The organism is Actinomycetota bacterium (assembly GCA_035697485.1).
Lineage (GTDB): Bacteria > Actinomycetota > UBA4738 > UBA4738 > HRBIN12 > JAOUEA01.
In genome coordinates this window covers 1-26,104 of the sequence record DASSCU010000053.1, presented here as the reverse complement: position 1 = coordinate 26,104, position 26,104 = coordinate 1, and the positions used below count along the sequence as shown (strand labels likewise).

Here is a 26,104-nt window from a genome sequence, read left to right as displayed (position 1 = left end):
CGACGACCGCGAGGGCCGGGGGTTCTCCCCGGCCCTCCGCGCTCACCAGCTTCGCGTGCCCGGCTCCCCCTTGAACGGGCCGACGACGTCGGGCGTGATCCACCCGCCGTAGAAGTCCCCGGGCTGCGGCGTCACCTCGACCCCGCCAACCGTGCACCGGTCGACCCGGCCCGCGTAGAAGGCCACGTGGTCACGCAGGATGGCGTAGCGGTGGGCAGGCGCCGGGTAGTGCCAGCCGGCTTCCTGGGCCACTCGGTCGCCGACGACCACGTCGACATAGGCGGCGGCACCCTTCCACTCGCAGAACGATGCGCCCTCGGCGGCTCGCAGCAGGTCGCCGCGGACGTCGTCGAGCGGGAGGTAGAAGGTCGGCGGATGGCTCGTCTCGAGGATCCGGAGCGCCCGGGTCGTGTCGGCGATCGTGGCGCCGCCGAACATCACGACGACGCGACGGGCGTCGGGCACGAGCGCGGGTGGCCGCGGGTAGTCCCAGACCGACTCCTGCGCTCCCGTGGGTTCGATCCGCGCGCGTCGCATGCCTCGAGCATGCAACGGGGTGACGCGAACGACCGGTGATCCGGCCCGCTGCAGAGGTTCAGGCACAGGGGCCGACCGCGACCTCCACGCCGCGGTGATCGGAGCCTGCCGTCTCGAAGGTGCCCCCGTCGGCAGCACACCACGCCGGGACGACGAAGACGTGGTCGATGCGCAGCAACGTGGCCGTCCACCAGCCTGCGACGTAGGTGGTTCGCCCCGCGGATCCTGCGCGCATCGCGTCGGTAAGGGCATCGTCCATCATCCGGTAGCTCACGACCCGATCGCTCATGTTGAAGTCGCCGGCGACGACCACCGGGCGCTCCTCGTCGCCGATCGCAGCGAGGAGCTCGTCGGTGAAGCGACGCTGATCGGCGAAGCTCGTGTCGCCGAGTGGGTTCGAGGCGTGTACCACGTAGAGCACGAAGGGCATGCCGGGGGCGTCGACGCCGACCCGCATCACGCGAGCCGGCCTCAGCTCGAGGTCACCGAGCTCTCGCATCGGGAATCGCGACCAGACCCCGAGCTGACCTTCGTCGACGGTGGAGGGGAGACCCGCCTCGGCGGCGCTCGCGGTCGACGCTGCGTAGAAGGCGTCGTCGGGCATCTCGACCGCAACCATCACGTCGGGCTCGCGCTGCAGCATCGAGGACGGGACCGCCTCGGGGGTCGGGTTGGCATCCCAGACGTTGGCCACGACCAGGCGGACCGCACGCCGGGGTCGCGCGACCGCCGTCGGAAGCCGCGGCGAGAACACCGCGACCGCACAGACCACGAAGATCGAGGTGCCTGCGACCACCGGCCAGGCCCGACGCGTGGCAACGGCGATGATCGCCCCCGTCACGATCGCCGCCACTCCGATCAGCGGCAGACCCACGGCGACCGCGTCGACGGTGCCGCCCGCATCGCGGACCACGAACCACAGCCAGGGCAGGGCGATCGCGATCACGATCGGCAGCTGGCGGCGCAGGCGGCCGCCGCGGGGAGCGGGTTCCACAGCGCGGAGCCTAGCCGTCGCGGTGGCGAGCCAGGCCCCCGGTCGCCGATAGAGGCTCGCGTCGATCGTGTGTGGGAAGCTTCGCGACATGAGCGATGCGCCCGACTTCCGCCTGGAACACAGCGAACTGCGCGGCGACGACGAGTTCACGGAGTTCACGACGACCGACCTGCCCTACTACTCGGACTGGCGGGGGTCGTTCGAGAAGCTGCCCTGGGCGACCGACGACGACGCGCTGCGTGCGGCGAGCGCCGACGTCGCGATCGTCGGCGCGCCGCTCGACGAGGGCACGTCGTCGCGGCCGGGAGCCCGGTTCGGACCGCGCGCGATCCGCATGGCGCCCACCGCCTGGAGCAGCGACTACGCCTGGTCGATCCAGCTCGACGTCGAGCCGTACGAGCGCCTCACGGTGGTCGACGCGGGCGACGCACCGATCGTGCCCACTCGGTTCGAGCGCGCCTTGCGGGTGATCCACGAGAAGGTCTTCCGGGTCGCGAGCGCCGGCCCGGTGCCGATCGTGCTCGGCGGGGACCACTCGATCACGTACCCGAGCGCGGCGGCCGTCGCACGGGCGGTGTGGCCGCGCAAGGTCGGCGTCGTGCACTTCGACGCGCACGCCGACACCGGCGCCGATCAGTGGGGAAACCTGTACGGCCACGGCGAGCCGATGCGGCGGCTGATCGAGGAAGGGTGGGTCGCCGGCCCGAACTTCGTGCAGGTGGGCCTGCGCGGCTATTGGCCCGAGCGGGAGACCTTCGACTGGATGCGCGAACAGGGTCTGCGCTGGCACACGATGGTCGAGATCGAGGACCGTGGGAGCGAGGCCGTCATCGCCGACGCGATCGCCGAGGCGCTCGACGGGCCGGACTGCATCTACCTGAGCCTCGACATCGACGTGGTCGACCCCGGCATGGCGCCGGCGACCGGCACGCCCGAGTCCGGCGGCATGCTCGCGCGCGAGATCCTGCGCGCGGTCCGGCAGATCGTCGGCCAGGTCGACCTCGTCGGCATGGACGTCGTCGAGGTGTCGCCGCCCTACGACCACGCCGAGGTGACCGCGATCCTGGCCCACCGAGCCGTGATGGAGGCGATCAGCGCCATCGCGAGGAAGCGGGTCACGTGAGCGAGCGGGTCTAGGTAGGCTTCGGAGCATGTGCCGGAGCATCAAGACCCTGCGCAGCGCCGAGGATCCTGCGACCGATGAGGAGATCCGCGCCGCCGCGCTCCAATACGTGCGGAAGGTGAGCGGCTACCGCCAGCCCTCGCGGAAGAACGAGGAAGCGTTCGAGCGCGCGGTCGAGGCCGTCGCCGAGGCGTCGAAGGTGCTGCTCGACGACGTCAGCCCCGCGGGCACGACGCGCTGAGGCGCAGCGTCCCGCATCTCGCCCCGCGGCTACGATGGTCGTCATGCTGCCGCTCGACCCCGCTCCTCAGGACATGCGCGCGATGGGGGAGTCCGCGCTCGAGTACCTGATCGGCTTCATCGACGGTCTCGACGACGCGCCCGCCGAAGCCACCGAGGGCGCGATCGAGCTCGCGCGGGAGTTGCGGGCGGCGCCGCCCGAGCGAGGCGGCGACTTCGCGCCGCTGTTCGACGAGGCGCGGCGCGCGATCGAGAAGACGTTCGAGTACGCCGGTCCCGGCTACCTCGCGTACATCCCGGGGGGCGGGCTCTACACCGCGGCGCTGGCCGACTTCCTGGCGCAGGGCGTGAACCGATACGTGGGGCTGTGGCAGCCGAGCCCGGCCGTCGTCCAGATCGAGGAGAACGTCACGCGCTGGCTCTGCGGCGTCTTCGACTACCCGGCGACGTCGCAGGGGCTGCTGCTCACCGGCGGCTCGATGGCGAACCTGTCGGCGATGGTCACGGCCCGTCACACGAAGCTCGGGGAGGACTTCCTCGACGGCACGTACTACGTGAGCGAGCAGGCGCACGCGAGCGTGACGAAGGCCGCGACGATCGCCGGCTTCTCGAAACGGAACCTGCGCGTCGTGCCGACCGACGCGGAGCTGCGGATGGACCCCGAGGCGCTCCGGGCCCTCGTGCGTGAGGACCGCGAGGCCGGACTCCGGCCGTTCCTCGTCGTTCCGAGCGCGGGCACGACGAACACCGGCGCGATCGATCCGCTCGACGCGATCGCCGACATCGCCGCCGACGAGGTCCTCTGGATGCACGTCGACGGCGCCTACGGAGGGTTCTTCCAGCTCACCGAGCGCGGGCGTGCCGCGTTCCGCGGCATCGAGCGCAGCGACTCCGTCACGCTCGACCCCCACAAGGGCATGTTCCTGCCCTACGGGACGGGAGGGCTGGTCGTCCGCGACGGACGGGCGCTGCGCGATGCGCATTTCGAGGGTGCGGCCTACCTGCAGGACCTGCCGCCCACCGGAGAGCTGCCGAACTACAGCGAGTACTCGGCCGAGCTCTCGCGCGACTGGCGGGGCCTGCGGGTGTGGTTCCCGCTGCGGCTGCACGGCGTCGCGGCGTTCCGCGAGGCGCTCGATGAGAAGCTCGACCTCGCGCATGTGGTCGTCGAGGCGCTCGAGGCCGACCCGAACGTCGAGGTGTGCTGGCGCCCGCAGCTGAGCACGGTGGCGTTCCGGCTCGGCGGTGACGCCGACGACGACCGCCAGGCCGAGTTCCTGCGTCGCATCAATGCGTCGAAACGGGTGTTCCTCTCGTCGACGCGCATCCACGGCCGGTACGTGCTTCGCATCTGCATCGTGTCGCATCGAACGCACCGCGACCGCATCGACGAGTGCATCGAGATCGTGGCGAAGGCGGCCGCGGAGCTCGCGGTGTAAGGGCGCCCGATGCCCGAGATGCCGGAGGTGCAGGCACTCGCCGAGCGGCTCGACGAGGTGCTCTCGGGTGCGCCGCTCGACGCCCTCGACATGCTGCAGTTCTCGTCGCTCAAGACCTTCGCGCCGCGGCCGGCCGAGGCGCTCGGCCGCACGGTCGAGCGAGTGACCCGTCGCGGGAAGTACCTGGTGCTCGAGCTCGAGGGCGGTCTGCGAGTGCTCGTGCACCTCTCGCAGGGCGGGCGCGTCGACGTCGAGGCGCCGCCGAAGTCGACGAAGCCCAGGGGCGCGGTGCTGCGCATCCGTGCGCACGACCGGCCCGGCGTGCTCGTGAAGGAGTTCGGCAAGGAGCGCAAAGCCGGCTGGTGGGTGCTGGCCGACGGCGACGACGGTCCGCTCGAGAGGCTCGGGCCCGAGGTCGCGAGCCCCGAGGCCGACGAGCTGTTCCTCTCGGGCGACGACGCACGGCGCGTGCACACGATCCTGCGAGATCAACGCACGGTGGCCGGGGTGGGCAGGGGCTACAGCGACGACATCCTGCACCGGGCGAAGCTCTCTCCCTACGCGAGCCTGGCGAAGCTCGAGGCCGACGAGCGGGAACGGCTGATCGAGGCTGTGCACGCGATCCTCGACGAGGCGCTCGGGGTCGAGCGACAGCGACGAGGCGGTCTCCCGACGAAGATCGGCGACCACTTCACGGTGCACAACCGGGCAGGGGAGGAGTGTCCGGTGTGCGGCGCCGACCTGCGCCGGGTGAGCTACGAGTCGCACGAGGTGACGTACTGCCCCGACTGCCAGACGGGCGGGAAGGTGCTGGCCGACCGCCGCATGAGCCGGCTCCTTCGGTAGCGGTGGTCGGCCATCGTGGCCGACCATCTGGGATCGCCCCCGCACGACCCGCAGCCCAAGGGCGTCCTCGCGCGGGCTCGTGGGCACCTGGTCGACGTCACGCCGCTGCGCGTCTCACGGGACTTCCGGCACCTGTTCGTCGGGCGGTCGGTCTCGGACTTCGGCGACGAGATCGTCGCGGTCGTGATCCCGTTCCAGGTCTACGACCTCACGGGGTCGACGCTCGCCGTGGGGCTGCTCGGGCTCGTGGAGCTCGTGCCGGTCTTCGTCTTCCCGATCGTCGGCGGCGCCTTCGCCGACGCGCTCGAGCGGCGGCGGCTCACGATCGCGACCCACGCGATCCTCGCCGTGATGTCCGCCCTGATGGCCGTGAACGCGCTGCTCGACGAGCCCCTGCTGTGGCCGCTGTACGTGTTCGCGTTCGTCTCGGCGGGCCTGTACACGTTCAACCGACCCGCCCTGTCGACGTGGCCGGCGCGGCTGCTCGAGCCCGGACTCCTGCCATCGGCCAACGCGCTGGAAGCCGGGTTCGGCACGCTCGACTCGATGCTCGGACCCGTCGCTGCCGGCGTGCTGCTCGCCACGATCGAGCCCGCTGGCGCGTTCGTCTTCGACGCGGCGACGTTCGTCGCCGTGATCGTGCAGATCGCGCGCATGCACCCGTCGCCCCCGAGCGACGAGGAGATCGACGTGAGCTGGGAGGCGATCAAGGACGGCTTCCGGTTCCTGCGGGGCAAGCGCACGCTGCAGTCGGTGTTCCTGGCCGACCTGAACGCGATGGTGTTCGGGTTTCCGATCGCGCTGTTCCCGGCGGTTGCCGACCGGCTCGGCGGTGACGGGATGAGCGCGGAGCTGGCGCTCGGCCTGCTGTACGCCGCGCCGGCGGCCGGGGCGTTCCTCGCGACCCTGTTCTCGGGGCGCGCGAAGCACGTGCACCGCCAGGGGCGGGCGATCCTGCTCGCGATCACGGTCTGGGGCGCGGCGATCGTCGTCTTCGGCCTGTCCGACGTGCTGTGGCTCTCGCTCGCGATGCTCGCCGTCGCCGGGGCCGGCGACATGGTGAGCGGCATCTACCGCTCCACGATCCTGCAGACGGCGGTCGAAGACCGGCTGCGCGGTCGGCTCGACGGCATCGACATGGCCGTCTGGGCGACGGGCCCGTCGCTCGGCAACGTCGAGTCGGGTGCGGTCGCCTCGCTCACGAGCGTGCCCTTCTCGATCGTGTCGGGCGGGCTGCTCACGATCGTCGGCGTGGGGATGCTGCGGTGGGTTCGCACCCGGCTTCTGTCGCTACGACGCTCGGGATCCGAGCCCCTGACGCGCTTCCCTCGACCTCGCCCCACGGGTATCGTGCGCGGCGCCGGACCGACACGGGAGGGATGCTCGGCGATGGAACTGCTCGCGTACAACACGACCCTGTACGAGGCGATCGCCTTCGTGCACGTCTTCGCGGCGATCATCTGGGTGGGAGGAGCGTTCTTCTTCCAGGTGAAGATCGCCCAATTCAAGCGGGCGAACGACAACGAGGGGTTCCTGCAGCTCGGGAAGGACGCCGAGCACATCGGCCAGCGCCTCTTCATGCCGATGTCGATCGTCGTGCTGCTCGCCGGCATCGCCATGGTCTGGTACGGCCCGTACTCCTTCGAGCTGTGGATCGCGCTCGCGCTGGTGGGCATCGTGGCGACGGCCCTCACGGGCTCGCTCTACCTCGGGCCGACCGGCGGGAAGCTCGCGAAGCTCGCGCAGGACGAGGGGTTCGACGATCCGGGCGTGACCGCGATGCGCGATCGGCTGATCGTCGTCTCGCGCCTCGACTACGCCGTGCTGGCGCTGGTCGTGCTCGACATGGTGTTCAAGCCTGGCGCCTAGCCCCTCGCAGTACCCCACGGTCCGAGGACCACATCGCGTAGGGCGCGTCGGTGAGCTCCGCCAGCTCGAGCAGCACGGTGTCGTAGTTCACGCGCCATCCGGCGAAGTCGCGCCACGCCTGGTCGCGATCGGCTTTGACCGCGACGCCCGCCGCCGCGAGGTCGTCGATCGCGTCTCCCCACTCCTGCCGGGTGATCGAGATCGGGTCCTCGGGGGTGGGTTGTCGTTCGAACGGCATGCCGAACCCTTCCGCGATGCGGCGCAGCGACAGGTAGCCGGCGCGGATGCAGATGTCGGCCTGCACGTCGTGCGGCACATCGATGCTCGAGATCGTGAGCGCGGCGCCGTCCAGCACCGCGCCCGCGGCCGTGACCCACGAGTGATCGGTCTGCGGCGAACGGAAGAAGACCAGCGCCGAGAACGAGGTATGCGTCTCCTCGACGTCGACGAACCAGCGTTCCCACTCGACCCAGACCTCGTGCAGCTCAGACATGCGCTCGAGCCGCCAGAAGCGCAGGACCATCTCGACACCCGACGGCGGCTCGCCCGCCCGCACGGCGAGCGCCGTGACGCCCCGTTCCCGTCGCGAGAACGCGCCGTTGATGCTCGGCAGATAGGTGATCAGCAGCGCCAGCAGGAACAGGCCGATCGCGGCCTCGGTGAACGAGACCATCATCAGCCAGAACTCGCCCGGTCGCAGGAAGCCGAGCGTGAACAGCGAGGAGCCGCTCAGCTCGAGCGCCACCGTGGAGCTGGTGGCGCCGTCGAGTCCCCAGAAGATCGCCGCGTAGCCGAGGAACGTCAGACCGATCCACGCGACCAGCAGCCCGAGCATGCCGAGGGGCGCGTACGTCGCGAGCACGCGATCGCGCCGCTCGAAGGACATCGAGGCGGGGGTCGCTACGTGGTAGACGCGGCGCAGCACCGTGAAGACGGTGCGCGTGATGATCGAGGCGGCCTGGCGGGGGATCACCACGGTCTTCACCGCCGAGACCACGGCCGCCGCGACCAGTGCCACCCCGGCGCCGACAGACAGGATGCGCAGCGCGAGTCCCACGGGCAGATGCTCCCACAGCGGTGCCGGACCCCGAAGCGCGGGCGGCTGGGTTCCCTCCGGGTCAGTCGAGCATGCCGTAGTAGGTCTGAGATGTGCCGTCGATCGTCTTGAACTCGCCGCCGAGATGCAGGCGGCCGTCGTGGACGAAGACCGCGCGGACCCCGAAGTAGAGGGGCTCGATGTCGGGCGCCCAATCAGTCACCAGGAACCCGTTGGACACATCGAAGGCGGCGAGGCGGAGCCGCTTCGTGCACTTGCCTGTCGGGTTCTTGTTGCTGCCGCACGCGATGCCGGGCTTCGCGCCGACCGCCTTATAGTGCCCTCCGAAGACCACCGAACCGTCACCGAAGCCCGCGACCGCCTGCGCAGCGCCGGACGTGTCGGTCTTCCAGATCAGGGCGCCGTTGGACAGCCGATAGCGGGCCGCGTAGTCGGATCCCCCCACCGCCAGGAACAGGGCGTCCAGGCCTGGGTCGACGTACATGTCCACCCCGACCGCCTTGTCGCCGAGGAAGCCGCCGAGCGACCACGAGCGCCGCTGTCCCGTGACCGGGTCCAGCTTCGCCACCACTCGCTGGTTCGCGCCGTTCAGCGTGTCGAACGCTCCCGACGTGAACACGTCGCCGTCGGGGACGAAGGCGAGGTCGCGGATCGTTGGTCCGTTGGAGCTCTTAGTGGTGTCGGGGACCTGGCGTGTGAACGCGCCGTCGAGGGCCCCCGAGGCCGTGTAGTGACGCAGGTCGGTCCGGCCACCGGCGTAGACACTGCCGTCGGGTGCCGCGAGGACCGTCCGCAGCCCCGGAGCGTTCGCCGTGAAGGCCGAGAGGAGCTGTCCGGTGTTCGGGTTCAACGCCGCGATGTTCTTCCGCGCGCTGCCGTCGACGCTCGTGAACTTCCCGCCGATGAAGAGCCGTCCACCGCCGAAGCTCACGTCATACACGATCGGAGACGTTCCTCCGGTCACCTTCGGCAGGTGGAGTCCGGCGACCGGAAGACCGGTGTCGATGTCGACCGCGGCGACGTTGTTCACGTTCACGACCGTGCCGCCGCTGGCATCGGAGCGGAACTGAGTGAAACGACCGACGATCCAGAGCACGCCGTCGGCCGACTCGAGCGACCAGACGGGGCCGTTGACCATCCATGTGTCTGCGGGTTGCTCCCCGGGAAGGGCCACGGCGGGAGTGACGGTCGCAGCCATGATCGCCACCGACGACACGATGGCGCATGCCGCGACCCGCATCCTGAGTGCCCGCCGAAGATTACTGCTCGTCACGGGCCGCCTCCTCTGAGGGTAGTCATCCGATACAACCGGGAAGTGGACCCAGGAGTCAACCCCGGGGAGCGTCAAAGTCACGATAGGGATGGATAGGGATGTAGATGGAGTGGGCCGAGCGGGTCGACTCGGAGCGCACGATCGGCGTCTGCTGACGAGACGGTGCGGCCGATCCGGATCCTCGCGATAGCGGGCATCGGTCAGAACGGCGCCACCCTGGTCTCGACGATGCTGGGTAGCGCCATCTCCACACGGGATGCTCCCACAGCCAGCGGCGGACCCTGTTCAGCGGCTCGGTCAGACGAGCATGCCGTAGTAGGTCTGCGGTGTTCCCTCGATCGTCCTGAACTCGCCACCGAGATGGAGCGCACGTTCGTTCACGAGGACCGCACGGATGCCGAAGTACAATGGCTCGATGTCGGGAGCCCAGTCGCCGACGAGGAACCCGTCGTCGACGTCGAAGGCGGCGAGCCGCAGCCGCCTGGTGCAGTTCCCGGTCGGGTGTTTGTTGCTCCCGCAGGCGATGCCCGGCTTCGCGCCGACCGCCTTATAGTGCCCTCCGAAGACGACGGAGCCGTCGCCGAAGCCCGCGACCGCCTGCGCAGCGCCGGACGTGTCGGTCTTCCAGATCAGGGCGCCGTTGGACAGCCGGTAGCGGGCCGCGTAGTCGGATCCTCCCACCGCGAGGAACAGGGCATCCAGGCCCCCGTCGACGTACATGTCGACGCCGACTGCCTTGTCGCCGAGGAATCCGCCGAGCGACCACGAGCGCCGCTGTCCCGTGACCGGGTCCAGCTTCGCAGCGACACGCTGGTTCGCCCCGTTGAGCGTGTCGAACGCACCGGACGTCAGCACGTCGCCGTTGGGCGCGAAGGTCAAGTCGCGGATCGTCGGCCCGTTCACGCTGTTCGTGTCGGGAACCTGCAGTGTGAAGGCGCCGTCGAGCGCGCCCGATGCCGTGTAGTGACGCAGATCGGTCCTGCCGCCCGCGTACACGCTGCCGTCGGGCGCCCCCAGCACCGTCCGCAGTCCCGGGGCGTTCGCCGTGAACGGCAGGAGCTCACCCGTGGCAGGATCCAGCGCCGCGATGTTCTTCCTGGCCTTGCCGTCGACGCTCGTGAACTTCCCACCGATGAAGAGGCGCCGTCCACCGAAGCTGAGGTCGTACACGATCGGGTTGGTGCCGCCGGTGACGCTCGGCAGGTGCAAGCCGTCGACCGGAAGCCCGGTGTCGATGTCGACGGCGGCGACGTTGTGCACGTCGACGATCTTGCCGCCGCTCGCAGCGGAGCGGAACTGATCGAAGCGGCCGACGATCCAGAGGACCCCGCGCCTGGTGCCGAGCGACCACACCGGGCCGTTCACCATCCACGTGTCTGCGGGTTGCTCCCCCGGAAGGGCGATGGCGGGAGCGACGGTCGCTCCCACGATCGCGATCGACGACACGATCGCGCAGACTCCGAACCGGGTCACCCGTCTCCGTCGAGCTGTGATCGTCACCGGAACCGCCTCCTCGTGCCACTATGCTTCGGATACAAGAGGGGATGTGACCCGAGAGTCAACCCCGGCGAGCGTGGACGACGGGGGAGGGGCGCAGATGGACGCGGCCGAGCGGGTCGGGCTGGAGCAGGCTCGGTCGGTGTCAGCCGGCGGGCGGGCCCCGCCGATCAAGATCCTCGCGATCGCGGGAACCGGCCAGAACGGCGCGACCCTGGTGTCGAGGATGCTCGGTGAACTCCCAGGGTTCCTGGCGATCGGCGAGGTCGGTCGGCTCTGGGACAAGGGGCTGATCGAACACGTCGAGTGCAGCTGCGGCGCCGTCTTCGATGCGTGTCCGTTCTGGACCGAGATCGGCCGTGTCGCCTACGGCGGCTGGGACCGCCTGGATGCCGCCGACATCGTTCGGCTGCGCGACTCCCTGGTCCTCAAGGAGAGCCGACTGCAGCACCCCTTCGCCCTGCCGTTCCTGCTTGCCCCTGGGCTCTGGCCCGCGTACCGGGATCGCCTCGTCGCCTACCAGGAGCTGATGTCGACGTTGTACCGCGGCATCCATGAGGTGAACCCCGACCGGATCATCGTGGATGGCATGAAGATCCCGGCCCACGTGTTCATGCTCAGCGGCTTGATCCCCGAATTCGACGTGCGCTTCGTTCACCTCGTTCGCGATAGCCGCGGGGTGGCCAACTCCAACGCCAAGGTCGTGCCGCGACAGGGGTCGCTCGCGGAACAGCCGTATCGCGGCCAACGCGGACCGGCGAAGAGCGCGGTCAGGTGGACCTGGTTCAACCTGTCCTCGGAGGTTCTCTCCCTCGTGCGGCGGGTCCCGATGATGAGGATCCGCTACGAGACGTTCGTCCACGATCCGGCCGTGGCGCTCAAGCAGATGGCCGCGTTCATGGGTGAGTCGATCGACGACGTGGCCTTCCTGCACGGCCGTGAGGCGAGCCTGTCGCCAGGCCATCTCGTCGCGGGCAACCGTATGCGCCTGCAGTCCGGCCCGATCGTGATCAGGGAAGACGATGCCTGGCGTCGGAACCTTCCACCCACGTCACGGCGAGTCGTCACGGGGCTGACCTGGCCGCTGCTCCGTCACTACGGGCACCTGCCCTCGACCCAACGCTAGGCCTCGGCGGCGACCGGGAGCTCGCCCGGAGCCCGCACGACCTCGGCGTCGCGGCCGGGGATGAAGCGGTTGGCCACCAGCGCCGCCGCGAGCAGCGCGAACCCCGCCACGACGAGCGCGAGCCGGAACCCGCTCAGGAACGCCTCACCGAACGCCCGGCCGACCGCCGCCGCCTGGTCGGGGGTGAGCCCGAGCGCGCCGACATCGAGTTGGCCGTGGCCGGCGGCGGCCGTGATCGTCTCCTGCTGCGCCGGTGAGAGTCCGAGCCCCGCGATGCTCGGCGCCAGGACCGCCTCGAGCCGAGTGAACAGGATCGTGCCGAGCAGCGCGATGCCGAACACGCCGCCGACCTCGCGACTCGTGTTCGTCATCGCCGAGCCGAGCCCCGCGCGCTGCGGCCCCACCGAGTTCATCACCGCGGCCGTCATGGGCGCCATCGTGGAGCCCATGCCGTGGCCCATGATCGCGAAGAGCACGCCCATGACCCAGTACGGCGTGTCGGGCGTGAGGCGCGAGAGCGCGATCAGCCCGCCGCCCGCCAGAAGCAGCCCGTAGGTCATCGGCGCCCTCGACCCGTGTTTCGAGGCGTAGCGTCCTGCGTTCGGAGCCGTCACGACGATCATCAACGTCATCGGCAGGAACCGCAGCCCGGTCTCGAACGCGGTGTAGCCGCGGAGGAACGGGTTCTGCATGAACAGGCTCAGGAAGAAGAACGTGGCGAACATGCCGAGCGAGACCGAGAACGCCACGACGTTGCCGGCCGTGAATGCCGGGATGCGGAAGAAGGCGAGCGGCATCATCGCGTGGGGGTTGTGCCCCTCCCACACCAGGAACGCCACCCCGAGGGCCGCGCCGGCCACGAGGCCCGCAACGATCAGGGGGTCGGCCCAGCCTCGCTGGTTCGCCTCGATCAGGGCGAACGTGATCGCGAAGAGCGCGCCGGTGCCGATCGCGAGCCCAACGACGTCGAGGCTCCGCGCCTCGTCGGAGCGCGACTCGCGCACGGTGCGCATCGCCACCGCGTACGCGACGACGCCGATCGGCACGTTGAGGAAGAACACCGATTCCCAACCGAGGTGCTCGACCATGTAACCGCCGAGGGTGGGGCCGAGGGCGAGGGCCAGGCCCGAGACCCCCGCCCACAACCCGATCGCCTTGGCCCGCTCCTTCGGAGGGAACGTCACGGTGAGGATCGACAGGGTGCCGGGCATCAGCATGGCGGCGCCGACGCCCTGCACGGCTCGCGCGCCGATCAGCTGCATGCTCGTCGAAGCGAGCCCGCACGCGAGCGAGGACAGGGTGAAGATCGCGAGGCCGAGCAGGAACATCCGCTTGCGCCCGTATCGGTCGCCGAGGATGCCGCCGGTCAACAGGAACGAGGCGAATGCGAGCACGTACCCGTCGACGATCCACTGCAGGTCACTGATGCTCGCGCCGAGCTCCTGGTTGAGCGTGGGCAGCGCCACGTTCACGACGGTGTTGTCGATCATCACCATGGCGAGGGCGAAGCACATCGTGAGCAGCACGATGACCTTCTCGCGCGCGTCGTCACCTGAGAAACCGAACAGACCCACGGCACTCCTTCTTCGAATGGGTTGCTCAGCCTCGCAACGCCGCCGTTGCCGGCGATGTTCCGATGCTCAGTCGAGGCGGCGGTAGAGCCGGATCGCGAGCGGCACGAAGATCACGAGCAACGCCACGATCCAGACCACGGACTTGAGCACCAACGCCTCGAACGTGTCGACGGGAAGACCCGTCTCGATGTCGATGATCCCGATGTCGCCGTTCGACAGGTAGCGGGCGAGGTTGCACCAAACCGTGACCGGGTTGGCACGGGCGATCGGCTGCAGCCAGCTCGACATGCCGGCAACCGGCACGAAGGCCGCGCTCACGAAGACGATCGGGAAGATCACCGTGAACGAGGCAGCCTGCACCGCTTCGACCTTCTTCAACGCGAGGCCGATGCAGGCGAATATCCAGGAGAACGTGAATCCGACGGCGAGCACCAGCAGCACGACACCGAGCGCCTGCACCGGCCCGTTCTCGAAGCGGAAGCCCACCAGATACCCGATGCCGATGACGAGCACGACCAGCAGCAGGTTCTTCAAGAGGTCGGACGTGGTGCGGCCCGCCAACACCGCCGACCGAGCCATCGGGAGAGATCGGAATCGGTCGATGATGCCGGTCTTGAGGTCCTCGGCCAGGCCCACGGCGGTGGTGGTCGCGCCGAAGATCGCGTTCTGCACGAAGATGCCCGGCATCAGGAACTGCACGTACTCGAAGCCGGGGGGCAAGGTCGCGAACTGGTTCGCGTAGATGTAGCGGAACAGCAACACGAACATGATCGGCTGCACGAGCTCGAAGATGAAGACGGTCGGCACGCGCGTCAGCGTGACCAGGTTCCGCCTCGCCACCAGCAGACCGTCGGCGAACGCGAGGGCCACGCGCCCGCCGAGACTCGACGGAGCCCGTCGGTCGATCGGGGTCTGCACGATCGCGCTCATACGTTCTCCTCCGAGGCTCGGCGGCGCTTCCCGCGACCGCGACTCGCCGGCTCGCCGTCGGGTTCCGCACCGTCCTCAGTCGTCCGGCCCGTGAGCGACAGGAACACATCGTCGAGCGTCGGTCGGTGCAGGGCGATGTCGGCGACCCAGATCTTGTTCTCGTCAAGTCGACGCACGCTGTCGCGGAGCGCGTCGAACCCGTCGTTGCCGACCGGGATGCGCACGAGTCCCGCATCGTCGTCGACCGATGGCGGTCCGGCGCCGACGCCGGTCAGGGTCTCGGCGACGCGGGTGATGTTGACGCCGTCCTCGACGTGGAGCTCGAGCACCTCCCCGCCGATGCGATCCTTCAGCTCGTCGCTCGTGCCCTCGGCGATCACCGTTCCCAAGTCGATCACCGCGATGCGGTCGGCGAGACGGTCGGCTTCGTCGAGGTACTGCGTCGTGAGCAGCAGCGTCGTGCCCTCAGCCTGGAGCTCGCGCACGAAGTCCCACACGTCGATCCGGCTGCGTGGGTCGAGCCCGGTCGTGGGCTCGTCGAGGAACAGGATCTCGGGTCGCCCCACGAGGCTCGCCGCCAGGTCGAGGCGCCGGCGCATGCCGCCCGAGTAGGTCTTCGAGGGCCGACCGGCGGCCTCGGTCAGCCCGAAGCGCTCGAGGACCTCGCCGGCCCGTCGCCGCGCCTCGGTCTTGGGCAGGTGATAGAGGCGCCCGACCAGCTCGAGGTTCTCGAGTCCCGTGAGGTTCTCGTCGACCGCCGCACTCTGCCCGGCAAGGCCGATGCGGAACCGGAGCTCCTCGGCGTCGCGCACGACGTCGAGCCCGTCGACCTCGGCCCGGCCGCTCGTGGGCGCGAGCAGGGTCGCCAGGATGCGTACCGCGGTCGTCTTGCCCGCCCCGTTGGGGCCGAGCATGCCAAGCACGGTCCCCTTCTCGACCTCGAGATCGACTCCCTTGAGAGCCTGGACCTCACCGAAGTGCTTGACGAGCTGTTCGGTCCTGATGATGGGAGAGGACATGACCCTCAACCTTACCGATGAAGGGCGACGAACGAGTCGCCGGTTCCGTCAACGGCTTTGGATCCCTTGCCCTGCGTTGCGTGTGGTCCGGCCGCGTCGTCGCCCATCGCTCCTCCTCGGTGGTCCTCCCCACGTAGGACGAACATCCAACCCGGAACTCATCGGCAGGTGATCGGCCGGCTTCGCGAGCGACTGTGCCTCGGAGTGGCCATGGTACCCGCGGGCTGTCGGGAATATACCCCTGGGGGTATATGGTTGCATGACCACGTGGACGTGGGAAGGAGCCGCCGATGAACGTCGATGTCACCGAACTTCGCGAGGTCGTGAACCGCCTGCACCGGGTGCAGGGTCAGGTCGACGGCCTCGGGACGATGATCGAGGAAGGCCGGGACTGCCGCGACGTGGTGCGGCAGTTCGCCGCCGCGACACGCGCGCTCGAGCGAGCGGGGGCGCGCTACCTCGTGGCGAACCTCACCGCATGCCTTCGCGACGAAGAGGCGGCCGCGGCCGAGGGGTACGACCCCGAGGAGCTGCAACGGCTGTTCCTGCAACTCGCCTGAGCACCGATGGACGACCTGGCCTTGGCCGCGCTGTTCGGCCTCGCGATCGGCGGCGCCCTGGGAGCCCTCGGCGGCGGGGGATCGATCCTGGCGGTGCCCGCGCTCGTCTACGGCCTGGGCATGCCCGTGCGCCAGGCGATCCCCACGTCGCTGCTGGTCGTCGGCCTCACGGCGGCGGGCGCGGCCGCCGCCCACGTGCGAGCCGGCACCGTGTGGTTCCGCACGGCGGCCGTCTTCGCAGCGGCCGGCATCGTGGGTTCGTTCGTCGGCGCGTGGGTGAACCATCGCCTCGACGAGGGCCTCGTGCTGGGTGGGCTCGCCGTCGTGATGGTCGTGGCCTCGATCGGCATGTGGCGCCGGTCCGGCCGGCCGGAGCCTGACCCGACACCGGGCGCAGTGACCCGCGCGGTCGACCGGGTGACGGCCCACACGGCGCCGAAGGTGATCGTGGCCGGGCTCGGCCTGGGCGTGATGACCGGCCTGTTCGGTGTCGGGGGCGGGTTCCTCGCGGTGCCGGTCATGGCCCTCGTGCTCGACCTGCCGACGCCCGTGGCGATCGGCACGTCGCTCGTGGTGATCGCGGTGAACGCGTCCGCGGGCCTCGTGGCACACCTCGGTCTCGGCCCGATCGACGTGCCGGTGGCGCTGGCGTTCGCCGCCGGCGGGCTGCTCGGCGCGCTCGGCGGCCAGTGCCTCGCGTCCCGGCTGAGCTCGGGGGCGCTGGGGCGGGCGTTCGCCGTGTTCGTGATGCTGGTCGGTGGGCTGACGCTCGTCGACGTGATGACGACCTGAGGAACGGAGGAACATGATGTTCGGACGACACGAGGTGGCACCTGTGGCGGTGCACGACCAGACGGACGAGATGACCGTGCTCGACGTGCGCGACCACCACGAGTGGCAGGAAGGACATGTGTCGGGCGCGACGCACCTGCCGCTGGCGAGCCTCCCGGCGAGGATCGGCGAGATCGATCGCGGTCGGCCCGTCGCGGTGATCTGCCGCAGCGGGAACCGCAGCGCTGCGGCCACGCGATTCCTGCGCAAGCACGGGGTGGACGCGATCAACGTCTCCGGCGGTATGGTCGCGTGGGAGCGCCACGGGCTGCCGATCGCGACCGAGACCGGCCGCCCAGGGAGGGTCGTCTGATGTTCCTGCAGCAGTTCCACCTCGAGAGCCTCGGACACGCGTCGTACCTGGTCGGCGACGAGTCGACGGGCGATGCCCTCGTGCTCGACCCGCAGCGTGACGTCCGCGACTACTTCGAGGCCGCGCGCGAGCACGGGTTCCGCATCGCGTACGCGATCGACACGCACGGCCACAACGACTACCTGTCGGGTATCTCCGAGGTGGTCGCGCGGGCGCCCGGTATCACGGTGCTGGCGTCGGCGCTCGGCGAGTACGGGTACGAGCATCGCCCCATCCGTGACGGGGAGTTCGTCGAGATGGGCGAGGTCGCGTTCCAGGTGCTGCACACCCCGGGGCACACCCCCGAGCACGTGAGCCTGCTCGTGCACGACCGTGCCGTCGGCGAGGATCCGGCCGTGCTGCTGTCGGGCGGCGCGCTGCTGGTCGGCGACGTGGCCAGGCCCGACCTCCTCGGGGGAGCGGCGCAGACGCGGGAGAGCGCGGCTGCGATGTGCGAGATGCTGCAGACCAAGATCCTCGAGCTGCCCGACCACGTCGAGGTGTTCCCGACGCATGTGGCCGGCTCCCTGTGCGGCGGCAACATCGGCGCGCGGCTGTCGACCACGATCGGCTACGAGCGACGAACGAATCCGATGCTGCGTCGGCTGACGAGCGAGGACGTGTTCGTGCGCGAGTGCATGGACCTGCACGACCTGCCCGCCGTCCCCCCGTACTGGAAGCGCATGCGGGGCCAGAACATGGCAGGTCCGGCCCTGCTGGGCACGCTGGCGGAGCCGCCGGCCCTCGACGTCGAGCAGGTCGCGAAGCTGCACGCGGGGGGCGCGGTCGTTCTCGACGCGCGCCAGCCGGAATCGTTCGCCGGCGGGCACGTGCCTGGCGCGCTGAACGTCGCCCTCGGCAGCTCGTTCTCGACGTGGGCCGGCACCGTGGTCCCCGAGGGCGCCGAGGTGGTGCTGGTGCTCGACCGGGCGGACGACCTCTGGGAGGCGACCTGGCAACTGTTGCGTACGGGGTACGCCCCGCCCGTCGGATGGCTCGGCGGGGGCATGGCCGACTGGCGCACGTCGGGCCAGCAGATCGTGACCCTCGACCAGCTCTCGGTGCGCGAGGCCCACGACCACGTCGTGCGAGGCGAGATCGACCTGCTCGACGTGCGCCAGCCCGGGGAGTGGCGAGAGGGTCACGCCGAGGGGGCGACGTTCCTCACGGCCGGCGAGCTTCCCGAGCGCCTCGACGAGGTCGCACGGGAACGGCCGGTGGCGGTGATCTGCGGCAGCGGATTCCGCTCGTCGGTGGCGGCGAGCCTGCTGGTTGCCCACGGGCGCGAGGCGACCACGGTCGTCGGCGGCATGACGGCGTGGCGGGCGGCGAGCCTGCCGGAGATCTCCGACCCGGTGAGCGCTTAGGACGGGCTGAGGGGGATCCTCACGTCGAGAGGGATCTCCACCTCGTCGAACGCCATGCCGTCCTGGTCGATCGCACGCACGAGCATGTGGTCCTCGAAGACGTTGACGTCGAGGAAATGCAGCACTGCCCACGAGACCTCGGTGAACCACTCCTCGCCGGTCCCCCTCGTGAGCCCGCCTGCTCCTGTGACGATGTAGGTCACGCCGTCGATCGGCCGGCTGCGCTGGTAGTCGTGGTCGTGGCCCGACAGCACGAGTTGCGCGCCGAAGCGAGCGAAGATCGGCGCGTATCGTCGACGCACCTCGAGGTTTGAACCCTGGTAGCCGGCCGAGTACGGCGACTCGTGGATCGCCACGATCTTCCAGGGTTCGGCCGCCTCGCGGAGGGTCCGCTCGAGGAACGCCGTCTGCGCGGGATCGCCGAGCGAGTCGGCGTCGAGCCCGACCAGCCGGACGTCGCCGATCACGTCGGTCCACCACCGTCCCGGCATGCCGAGGTCGGACATCTGCTCGTCGCCCCATCCGCCGGCGACGTCGTGGTTGCCGAGGATCGCGTAGAGCGGCACGCCTCGGTCGAGCAGGATGCCGAACGGCTGGAAGACGGTGTACGGCAGGCGCTCGGGGTCGCCGCTCGGGTAGACGTTGTCGCCCAGCAGCAGGAGCGCATCGTATCCGGGGTTCCCGCGTTCCAACATCGTCATCGAGTACGCGGTCCGCCACTCTTCCTCCTCGCCCTCGCCGACGTCGCCCACCGCAGCGATCCGAACATCGGGCCGCTCCCCGGGCGGGAAGGGGGCCACGACCACGCTGGTCGAGGGCGGGCCTTTGCGGTGGGTGAGTAGCGCAGCGATCTGCCGGCGGTAGTACAGCCCGACCGCGGCGGTCAGCGAGAACATGACCACGAGCACCCATACCCACCAGGGACGACGTGACGGCCGCGCGGTCGATCCTCGCAGCGCCGCATCGGATGCGCTCGTACTGGCGTGCATCGCGCCCTCCATCTCTATCGTGCGCCGCTGCCGCGCAGCGGATCACGCCGAACGACCCTTCGGTGTCGGGTCGCGCAGCACGACCCACCGAGGATCAGGCCCGCGACGATGGAGGCGTAGGGGACGACCGTGGGCAACAACGCGATGCGTGCCGAGAGCGAACTGGAACGCGCGACGGGCAGGGCCGCCGTGGTCGAGCTCGGCGACCCTCGGGCGCGCGATGCGATGTTCGCGGGAGCCAAGGCCGCCTCCCTCGCCCGAGCGACGTCGGCCGGATTCCCGGTGCTGCCCGGGTACGTCGTGGCGACGTGGGCAGACCTCGAGCGCGACCGCCTCGACGTCGAACGTGCGTGGGAGCGGTTGGGCGCGGGGGGCCGGCCGCTGATCGTGCGGTCGTCGTCGACCGTCGAGGACGCCGAACGCTCGTCGATGGCGGGCCGTTTCCGCTCCGTGGGCGGGGTGACGGGGTGGTCGGCGTTCCTCGATGCCGTGGACCTTGTGCGGGCCTCGGCCTCGGACGGGTGCGGCATCGAGGCGCCGATGGCCGTGCTCGTGCAACCGATGCTGGATGCCGTCAGGGGGGGAGTCGTCTTCGGGGTCGACCCGGTGACGGGCGACCGAGGTCGTTTCGTGGTCGAGTGCGTCGCGGGATCGCCCAAGCGGCTCGTGGACGGGGTGGAGACGGCGACCCATGTCGCCGTCCGGCGATCCGGCCTCCGCCTGCGCCCTTCGGGGAAGGGCCGAGGCGCCGAGCGCCTGACGCGCCGCGACCTGATCCGGATCGCAGCACTCACACGGAGGGCCGAGCGTGTCTTCGGGTTCCCGCAGGACATCGAATGGGCGGTCGATGCGGCGAGCCGTCTCTGGCTCCTGCAGAGCCGCCCGGTGACCGCGATCGGGCAGGCCGCGGCCCGCGGTCCGGTGCTCGGCCCCGGTCCGATCGCGGAGACGTTCCCGGAGCCCCTCTCGCCGCTCGAGCAGGAGCTGTTCCTGGAGCCGCTGCGCGACGGTATCGTCGGCGCCCTCCGCGCGGTCGGCGTGGTGTCGCCCTCACGGATCGCTGTGTCGCCGGTCGCCCTCACGGTGGGCGGTCGCGTAGCGGCCGATCTCGAGCTCCTCGGCGTCGCGCCCCGTCGTCACACGGTGTGGCGGGCGGTCGATCCTCGCCGCGGGGCCCGGCGGCTGGGGGCCGCCTGGCACACGGGGCGCCTGCGGCTCGCGATGCCACAGGTGACCCGCGACCTGCTGCGGTGGATCGACGAGTGGCTCGCCTCCCTCCCCGCGCTCAGTTCCCTCGACGACGGCGCTCTGCTCGCGCTGCTCGACGAGGCGGTGGAACGGCTGTGCGGCCTCCACGGTCACCAGGTGTTGGCGGGGATGCTCGTGCCCGCCTCGGAACACGGGCCGGGCGCGAGCGCGCTCGCGATCGACGCGATCGCTGCAGGACGAGCGGCGGGGATGAGGGACGAGGAGATCGTCGCTCGGACGCCCTCGACGCTCGCCGTCGTACCTCCGGCCATCGGCGAGGTGACGCCGCTCCCGGCCACGGCAGCGAGGACATCGACGTCGCCGCCGTGCAGCGAGGGGAGCGTATCGTCGCTCGGTCCCCGCGAGGCGCTGCGGCTCCGGGCTCGATGGGTCGACGAGCTGGCGGCGCGCGCCACCTGGACCCTCGCCACCCGCCTCGAGCGGGCGGGCCGACTGCCGTCGGCCGGCGACGTGCGCTCCCTCTCCCGGCAGGAGCTCGCGGAGATGGTGCGCGGGGGACCCGCGCCAGCCGACCTCGACGTTCGAGCGGGGGCCGAACCCGGCCCACCGCTGCCCGCGTCGTTCCGGCTCGCGGTGGATGGATCGGTCGTGCCCGAGCTCGATGGACGGTCGGACGCCGCCGGCGTCGCCGCGGGCGGCGGGCGCGGGGCCGGTGTGGTCCGCCACATCGACCGTGCGGAGCCGGGCGACGTGCTCGTGGTCGACGTGCTGGCGCCGTCGCTGGCGCCACGGCTGCCGGGGCTCGCCGGTCTCGTCTCCGAGACGGGCAGCACCCTGTCCCACCTCGCGATCCTCGCGAGGGAGCTCCACGTGCCCACGGTGGTCGCCGTTCCCGGCGCGATCGAGCGTTTCCCCGTCGGCAGTCGAGTCGTCGTGGACGGCCTCACGGGCGAGGTCGCCGTCGCGGACGAGGGGGCGTCGACATGACGCTCCGTCGCCTCGTCTCGCTCGCGGCTCGGCTGCTCGGCCTGGTCGTGCTCGCGACGTCGGGCGTCTACCTGCTGGTCTACCTCTACCGGTGGGAGTGGAACCGAGCGCTGATCTCCGGGCTCTTCTTCGTCGCGGCTGAGATCGCACTGGCGACCGGCGCGCTGATGCAGCGGCTCGATCGTCTCGAGCACCGCATCGACGACCTCGACGGCGGCCTGCCCACCGGCGTCGCCGCGGGCCGGCCGTCCGAGGATGACGAGACCGCGGCACGGGATCATCCCTTCGCGTGGCTCGAACCGGACGGGCTCGGCGTCTTCGTGCCGGTGCTACTGGGCATCGGCGTCATCCTGTCGGCGATCGCCTACGTGGTGGAGCGGGTCGCCGCGCTCTCGGGAACCTGGACGAGCGGCCGCGACACCGAGCGCCGGCTCGCGTTCGTCGGCGGCCTCGCCGGAGCGCCGGGACCGGCCGCCACGCTCCGCGAGCCCTCGTCCGCGACCGTGCCCCAACGATCCGATCGCATGAAGACGGCAGTGGTCGTCCTCACGGCGCTCGTCGTGCTCGGCGCGTCGGTGCTCGGTCTTGCCGCGCTGACCGAGTATCGAGCGGACGCGCCCGCGGTGCCCGGGAGCGCCTCCACCTACCTGCTGACGGTGGAGTTCCGCGACGATGGCGATCCGGTCGCGGCGACCGAGACGCTCACGTCGTCGTGCCGGGCACTCATCGACGAGGCGAGCGAGATCAGGATCACCGGGAACGGGGAGACAGTCGTCATGCGTGTCAGCCCGAGCCCCGGGAGCAACGACGAGCGCCGTTTCCTCGGATGCCTGAACGACGTGACGCTCGATCGGGTTCGGGTGGAGGCGGAACGGCTCGAACCCGAGGCGGAGGAGGGCTCCGCCTCGCGCGGGACCGTCGGGTAATTCGGATTACATCTCGGGAATAGCCTCCGGACGCCGGTCGTTCTTGCACCTGCAAGGCGGCTCCGGCCGCTTCCTCGCGAACCGACGGAGACACGAGATGCCCGATATCGACACCCCAGAGATCGACCAGCACGTCCTACCGCTCCTTCCCCTGACCACCGGGGTCGTGCTGCCCGGCATGGTCGTGACGCTCACCCTCGAGACCGGCGAGGCGCACGCGGCATCCGAGGCCGCGGCCTCGACCGACGACGCACTGTTGTTGCTGGTGCCCAGGGTCGACGGTCGTTACGCCCGCGTGGGCACGGTCGCCAAGATCGAGGAGCTCGGCCAGACGAGAGGTGGCGTCGAGGCGCTCGTGATCCGAGGGCTGTCGCGCGCCGTCGTCGGGGTCGGCGTGCCCGGCACCGGCGAGGCGGTGTGGGTGCAGGCCGAGCCTGTCGAGGAACCCGAGCCCACCCCCCGCGCTCGCGAGCTCGCCCGTGAGTACCGGGCCGTGATCCAGAACATCGTCGAGGCGCGCGGCGTGCCGCAGGTGGCGGAGTTCCTACGAGGCATCGACGACCCCGGCCAGATCGCCGACACGAGCGGCTACTCGCCCGACCTGAGCTTCGAGCGCAAGGTCGAGGTGCTCGAGACGGTCGACGTCGAGGCGCGGCTCGAGCTCGTCACCGGGTGGGCCAAGGACACGCTCGCCGAGATCGAGCTGAAGGACAAGATCCGCTCCGACGTGAGCGAGGGCATGGAGAGGCGCCAGCGCGAGTTCCTGCTGCGCGAGCAGATGAGCGCGATCCGTAAGGAGCTGGGTGAGGACGGCGAGGAGGACGTCGTCGAGGACTACCGCGCGAAGATCGACGAGGCCGGGATGCCGGACGATGTGCGAGCGCAGGCCGAGAAAGAGCTCGGGCGCCTCGAGCGCACCAGCGAGCAGTCGCCCGAGTACGGCTGGATCCGCACCTACCTCGACTGGCTCATCGATGTGCCCTGGAGCGTGCGCACCGACGACAACTTGGAGATCGTCGAGGCGCGTGTGGTGCTCGACGCCGACCATGAGGGCCTCGAGGACGTGAAGGATCGGATCCTCGAGTACCTGGCCGTGCGGAAGCTGCGTGCCGATCGCGGACTCGGCGAGGCGACCGGGCGCGGCTCCGGGGCGATCCTCACGTTGGTGGGGCCTCCCGGCGTCGGCAAGACCTCGCTCGGCGAGTCCGTCGCGCGCGCTCTCGGACGTGAGTTCGTGAGGGTCTCGCTCGGCGGCATCCACGACGAGGCCGAGATCAGGGGGCACCGGCGCACGTACGTCGGCGCGTTGCCGGGCCGCATCGTCCGGGCGCTGAAGGACGCGGGTTCGAAGAACCCGGTGATGATGCTCGACGAGATCGACAAGGTCGGCGCCGACTGGCGCGGCGACCCGTCGAGCGCGCTGCTCGAGGTGCTCGACCCGGCGCAGAACCACACGTTCCGCGACCACTACCTCGACGTCGATCTCGACCTGTCGGAGGTGCTGTTCATCACGACGGCCAACGTGGCGGAGACGATCCCCGGCCCGCTGTTCGACCGCATGGAGGTGATCCGCATCGACGGCTACACCGAGGACGAGAAGGTCGCGATCGCGAAGCACCACCTCGTCGGCCGTCAACGCGAGCGCAACGGCCTGCGCGAGGACGAGGTCGTCTTCACCGACGACGCCCTGCGCACGATCGTGGGCGACTACACGCGGGAAGCCGGCGTACGCAACCTCGAGCGCGAGCTCGGCAAGGCGCTTCGGAAGATCGCGACGAGGATCGCGGCGGGTGACGCCAGGGCGCCGATCACGATCGACGCCGCCGATGTGCGGGAGTACCTCGGCCGTCAGAAGTTCTTCTTCGAAGCGGCCGAGCGCACGGCGGTTCCGGGCGTCGCGACGGGTCTCGCGGTCACCGGGGTCGGCGGCGACGTGCTGTTCATCGAGGCATCGCGTGAGGCCGATGGTGACGCGCCGGACGGCTTGACCCTCACCGGCCAGCTCGGCGACGTGATGAAAGAGTCGGCGCAGATCGCGCTCAGCTACGTGCGATCGCACGCCGAGGGGCTCGGCATCGCGCCGGAGCGCCTGCGTGGGCGCTTCCACGTGCACGTGCCCGCCGGCGCCGTCCCCAAGGACGGTCCGAGCGCAGGCGTCACGATGACCACCGCGTTGGTGTCGCTGCTCACCGACACCCCGGTGCGCGCCGAGGTCGGCATGACCGGCGAGGTCACCCTGCAGGGACGGGTGCTCCCGATCGGCGGGCTGAAGCAGAAGGTGCTGGCGGCCCACCGTGCCGGACTCACCGAGGTGATCGTGCCGAAGCGCAACGAGGGCGACCTCGACGACGTGCCCGAAGCAGTGCGGGAGCTGATGACGTTCCACGTCGCGGAGAGCATCGACCGGGTGCTCGCGGTGGCGTTGCGCCGTGAGGCGGCGCCCGAGGAAGCGGGAGTGTCCGCCGCGTGAAGCTCGCGGTGTTCGGGGCGACCGGTCGGACCGGTCGCCTCCTCGTGGCACGGGCGCTCGAACGCGGTCACTCCGTGACCGCGTTCGCCCGTTCCACCCCCGCCGGGGGCTCGCTCGGCCCTGTGGACCGGGTGGTCACCGGCGACGCGCGGAACGAGGCCGCCGTGGCCTCGGCGCTCCGCGACGTCGAGGCGGCGATCTCTGCCATGGGGCCGAACGGTCCCGCCCCCGGATCGGTGTACTCCGAGGCGATCGGCAGCCTCGTCCGCTCGATGCGCCGGGCAGAGCTGCGCCGCCTTGTGATCTCGGCGAACTCGCGGGTCCTCGACGATGACGAGCTCGAAGGACCGTACGCCGCCGTTTCCCTGGAGCACCGCGAGGCGTTGGCCACGCTCGGGGCGAGCGATCTGGAGTGGACCGTGGTGTCGACCCCGCTGCTCACGGAGACGCCCCCGGTGAGCTCCTACGAAGTCGTCGTGGATGCCAGGGCCCCAGGGGGATCGATCGCCCGCGGGAACTTCGCGTCGGCCCTGCTCGACGCCGTTGCCCGCGCGGACTGGATCCGCCACATCGTCGACGTGTCGGACACCGACTGACCCGGCGGCATCCCGACGTTCACGGGCTGCGTCCCTAAGCTGGCGTGCGTGCCCGTGCCGATGATGTCCGCATGCTCGAGCTGACGGGTCTGCGCCGCACGTTCGGCGACCTCGTGGCGCTCGACGATGTCTCGTTCACCGTCCCCGAGGGACGCATCGTCGGGTTCGTGGGTCCGAACGGTGCCGGCAAGACCACCGCGATGCGCATCGCCCTGGGGGTCCTCACCCCCGATGCCGGCAGCGTTCGGTGGCGGGACGAGCCGGTCGACGCACGGGTGCGGCGCCGCTTCGGC

General features: G+C 70.4%; 24 protein-coding genes. 15 read left to right on the top strand and 9 right to left on the bottom strand.

What is annotated here, in order from left to right:
* Positions 1-42: 42 nt before the first annotated feature.
* Positions 43-537 carry a DUF427 domain-containing protein gene (locus tag VFI59_13465; protein HET6714704.1) on the bottom strand — a complete coding sequence of 165 codons (495 nt, stop codon included), beginning with the start codon at positions 535-537 and terminating at the stop codon, positions 43-45.
* 58 nt (positions 538-595) lie between these two features.
* A complete protein-coding gene (locus tag VFI59_13460; protein HET6714703.1) occupies positions 596-1,531 on the bottom strand; it encodes an endonuclease/exonuclease/phosphatase family protein in 936 nt (311 codons plus the stop codon).
* Between the two features lie 88 nt (positions 1,532-1,619).
* On the opposite strand from VFI59_13460, the gene speB reads away from it, so the two are divergent.
* Genes speB through VFI59_13435 form a run of 5 tightly spaced genes read left to right on the top strand, consistent with a single transcriptional unit; the run spans position 1,620 to position 7,048 of the window.
* Complete coding sequence (gene speB / locus VFI59_13455) at positions 1,620-2,654, top strand: agmatinase (GenBank protein HET6714702.1); 1,035 nt, start codon at positions 1,620-1,622, stop codon at positions 2,652-2,654.
* Between the two features lie 28 nt (positions 2,655-2,682).
* Positions 2,683-2,895, top strand: coding sequence for a DUF2277 domain-containing protein (locus tag VFI59_13450; GenBank protein ID HET6714701.1), 213 nt, complete (start codon positions 2,683-2,685; stop codon positions 2,893-2,895).
* Positions 2,896-2,938: 43 nt separating this feature from the next.
* On the top strand, positions 2,939-4,333 hold the full coding sequence (locus tag VFI59_13445; GenBank protein ID HET6714700.1) for a pyridoxal-dependent decarboxylase: 1,395 nt from the start codon (positions 2,939-2,941) through the stop codon (positions 4,331-4,333).
* A 9-nt stretch (positions 4,334-4,342) separates the two neighbouring features.
* The gene (locus VFI59_13440) at positions 4,343-5,179 is read left to right on the top strand and encodes a DNA-formamidopyrimidine glycosylase family protein (protein HET6714699.1); all 837 of its coding nucleotides are present in this window, start codon (positions 4,343-4,345) and stop codon (positions 5,177-5,179) included.
* Between the two features lie 15 nt (positions 5,180-5,194).
* Positions 5,195-7,048 carry an MFS transporter gene (locus VFI59_13435; protein ID HET6714698.1) on the top strand — a complete coding sequence of 618 codons (1,854 nt, stop codon included), beginning with the start codon at positions 5,195-5,197 and terminating at the stop codon, positions 7,046-7,048.
* On the opposite strand, the gene VFI59_13430 is transcribed toward VFI59_13435, so the two are convergent.
* From VFI59_13430 to VFI59_13420, 3 genes are all read right to left on the bottom strand, one after another.
* A complete protein-coding gene (locus tag VFI59_13430; GenBank protein ID HET6714697.1) occupies positions 7,032-8,105 on the bottom strand; it encodes a hypothetical protein in 1,074 nt (357 codons plus the stop codon). The genes VFI59_13435 and VFI59_13430 overlap by 17 nt on opposite strands.
* A 61-nt stretch (positions 8,106-8,166) precedes the next feature.
* Entirely contained in the window at positions 8,167-9,378 is a 1,212-nt protein-coding gene (locus tag VFI59_13425; GenBank protein HET6714696.1) for a hypothetical protein, read from the bottom strand.
* Between the two features lie 297 nt (positions 9,379-9,675).
* Positions 9,676-10,878 carry a hypothetical protein gene (locus VFI59_13420; GenBank protein ID HET6714695.1) on the bottom strand — a complete coding sequence of 401 codons (1,203 nt, stop codon included), beginning with the start codon at positions 10,876-10,878 and terminating at the stop codon, positions 9,676-9,678.
* Positions 10,879-10,975: 97 nt separating this feature from the next.
* Between VFI59_13420 and VFI59_13415 the strand changes: the two genes are divergently transcribed.
* Positions 10,976-12,001, top strand: a complete 1,026-nt coding sequence (locus VFI59_13415; GenBank protein ID HET6714694.1) for a sulfotransferase — start codon at positions 10,976-10,978, stop codon at positions 11,999-12,001.
* On the opposite strand, the gene VFI59_13410 is transcribed toward VFI59_13415, so the two are convergent.
* From VFI59_13410 to VFI59_13400, 3 genes are all read right to left on the bottom strand, one after another.
* On the bottom strand, positions 11,998-13,575 hold the full coding sequence (locus VFI59_13410; GenBank protein HET6714693.1) for an MFS transporter: 1,578 nt from the start codon (positions 13,573-13,575) through the stop codon (positions 11,998-12,000). The two genes, VFI59_13415 and VFI59_13410, sit on opposite strands and share 4 nt — an antisense overlap.
* Before the next feature lie 66 nt (positions 13,576-13,641).
* A complete protein-coding gene (locus tag VFI59_13405; protein HET6714692.1) occupies positions 13,642-14,505 on the bottom strand; it encodes an ABC transporter permease in 864 nt (287 codons plus the stop codon).
* Entirely contained in the window at positions 14,502-15,524 is a 1,023-nt protein-coding gene (locus tag VFI59_13400) for an ATP-binding cassette domain-containing protein (protein HET6714691.1), read from the bottom strand. The genes VFI59_13405 and VFI59_13400 overlap by 4 nt, the downstream gene beginning before the upstream one ends.
* A gap of 290 nt (positions 15,525-15,814) precedes the next feature.
* On the opposite strand from VFI59_13400, the gene VFI59_13395 reads away from it, so the two are divergent.
* Genes VFI59_13395 through VFI59_13380 form a run of 4 tightly spaced genes read left to right on the top strand, consistent with a single transcriptional unit; the run spans position 15,815 to position 18,634 of the window.
* Positions 15,815-16,084, top strand: a complete 270-nt coding sequence (locus VFI59_13395) for a metal-sensitive transcriptional regulator (GenBank protein ID HET6714690.1) — start codon at positions 15,815-15,817, stop codon at positions 16,082-16,084.
* Between the two features lie 6 nt (positions 16,085-16,090).
* Positions 16,091-16,876 carry a sulfite exporter TauE/SafE family protein gene (locus tag VFI59_13390; GenBank protein HET6714689.1) on the top strand — a complete coding sequence of 262 codons (786 nt, stop codon included), beginning with the start codon at positions 16,091-16,093 and terminating at the stop codon, positions 16,874-16,876.
* A 13-nt stretch (positions 16,877-16,889) separates the two neighbouring features.
* Positions 16,890-17,228, top strand: a complete 339-nt coding sequence (locus VFI59_13385; GenBank protein HET6714688.1) for a rhodanese-like domain-containing protein — start codon at positions 16,890-16,892, stop codon at positions 17,226-17,228.
* A complete protein-coding gene (locus VFI59_13380; protein ID HET6714687.1) occupies positions 17,228-18,634 on the top strand; it encodes an MBL fold metallo-hydrolase in 1,407 nt (468 codons plus the stop codon). Before VFI59_13385 ends, VFI59_13380 begins: the two co-directional genes overlap by 1 nt.
* On the opposite strand, the gene VFI59_13375 is transcribed toward VFI59_13380, so the two are convergent.
* Positions 18,631-19,623 (bottom strand): metallophosphoesterase, encoded by a 993-nt coding sequence (locus tag VFI59_13375; GenBank protein ID HET6714686.1) that lies wholly within the window; start codon positions 19,621-19,623, stop codon positions 18,631-18,633. The genes VFI59_13380 and VFI59_13375 overlap by 4 nt on opposite strands.
* Positions 19,624-19,752: 129 nt before the next feature.
* Here VFI59_13375 and VFI59_13370 point away from each other — a divergent pair, with 129 nt between their 5' ends.
* The 5 genes from VFI59_13370 to VFI59_13350 all read left to right on the top strand — a co-directional run.
* Positions 19,753-21,819, top strand: coding sequence for a PEP/pyruvate-binding domain-containing protein (locus tag VFI59_13370; protein HET6714685.1), 2,067 nt, complete (start codon positions 19,753-19,755; stop codon positions 21,817-21,819).
* Positions 21,816-22,745 carry a hypothetical protein gene (locus tag VFI59_13365; protein HET6714684.1) on the top strand — a complete coding sequence of 310 codons (930 nt, stop codon included), beginning with the start codon at positions 21,816-21,818 and terminating at the stop codon, positions 22,743-22,745. Before VFI59_13370 ends, VFI59_13365 begins: the two co-directional genes overlap by 4 nt.
* A gap of 97 nt (positions 22,746-22,842) precedes the next feature.
* A complete protein-coding gene (gene lon / locus VFI59_13360) occupies positions 22,843-25,215 on the top strand; it encodes an endopeptidase La (GenBank protein HET6714683.1) in 2,373 nt (790 codons plus the stop codon).
* Positions 25,212-25,811: an NAD(P)H-binding protein gene (locus VFI59_13355; protein ID HET6714682.1), complete on the top strand. Its 600-nt coding sequence runs from the start codon at positions 25,212-25,214 to the stop codon at positions 25,809-25,811. Before lon ends, VFI59_13355 begins: the two co-directional genes overlap by 4 nt.
* A 71-nt stretch (positions 25,812-25,882) precedes the next feature.
* Positions 25,883-26,104 (top strand): ATP-binding cassette domain-containing protein (locus VFI59_13350; GenBank protein ID HET6714681.1); only part of this gene is annotated, 222 nt, incomplete at its 3' end.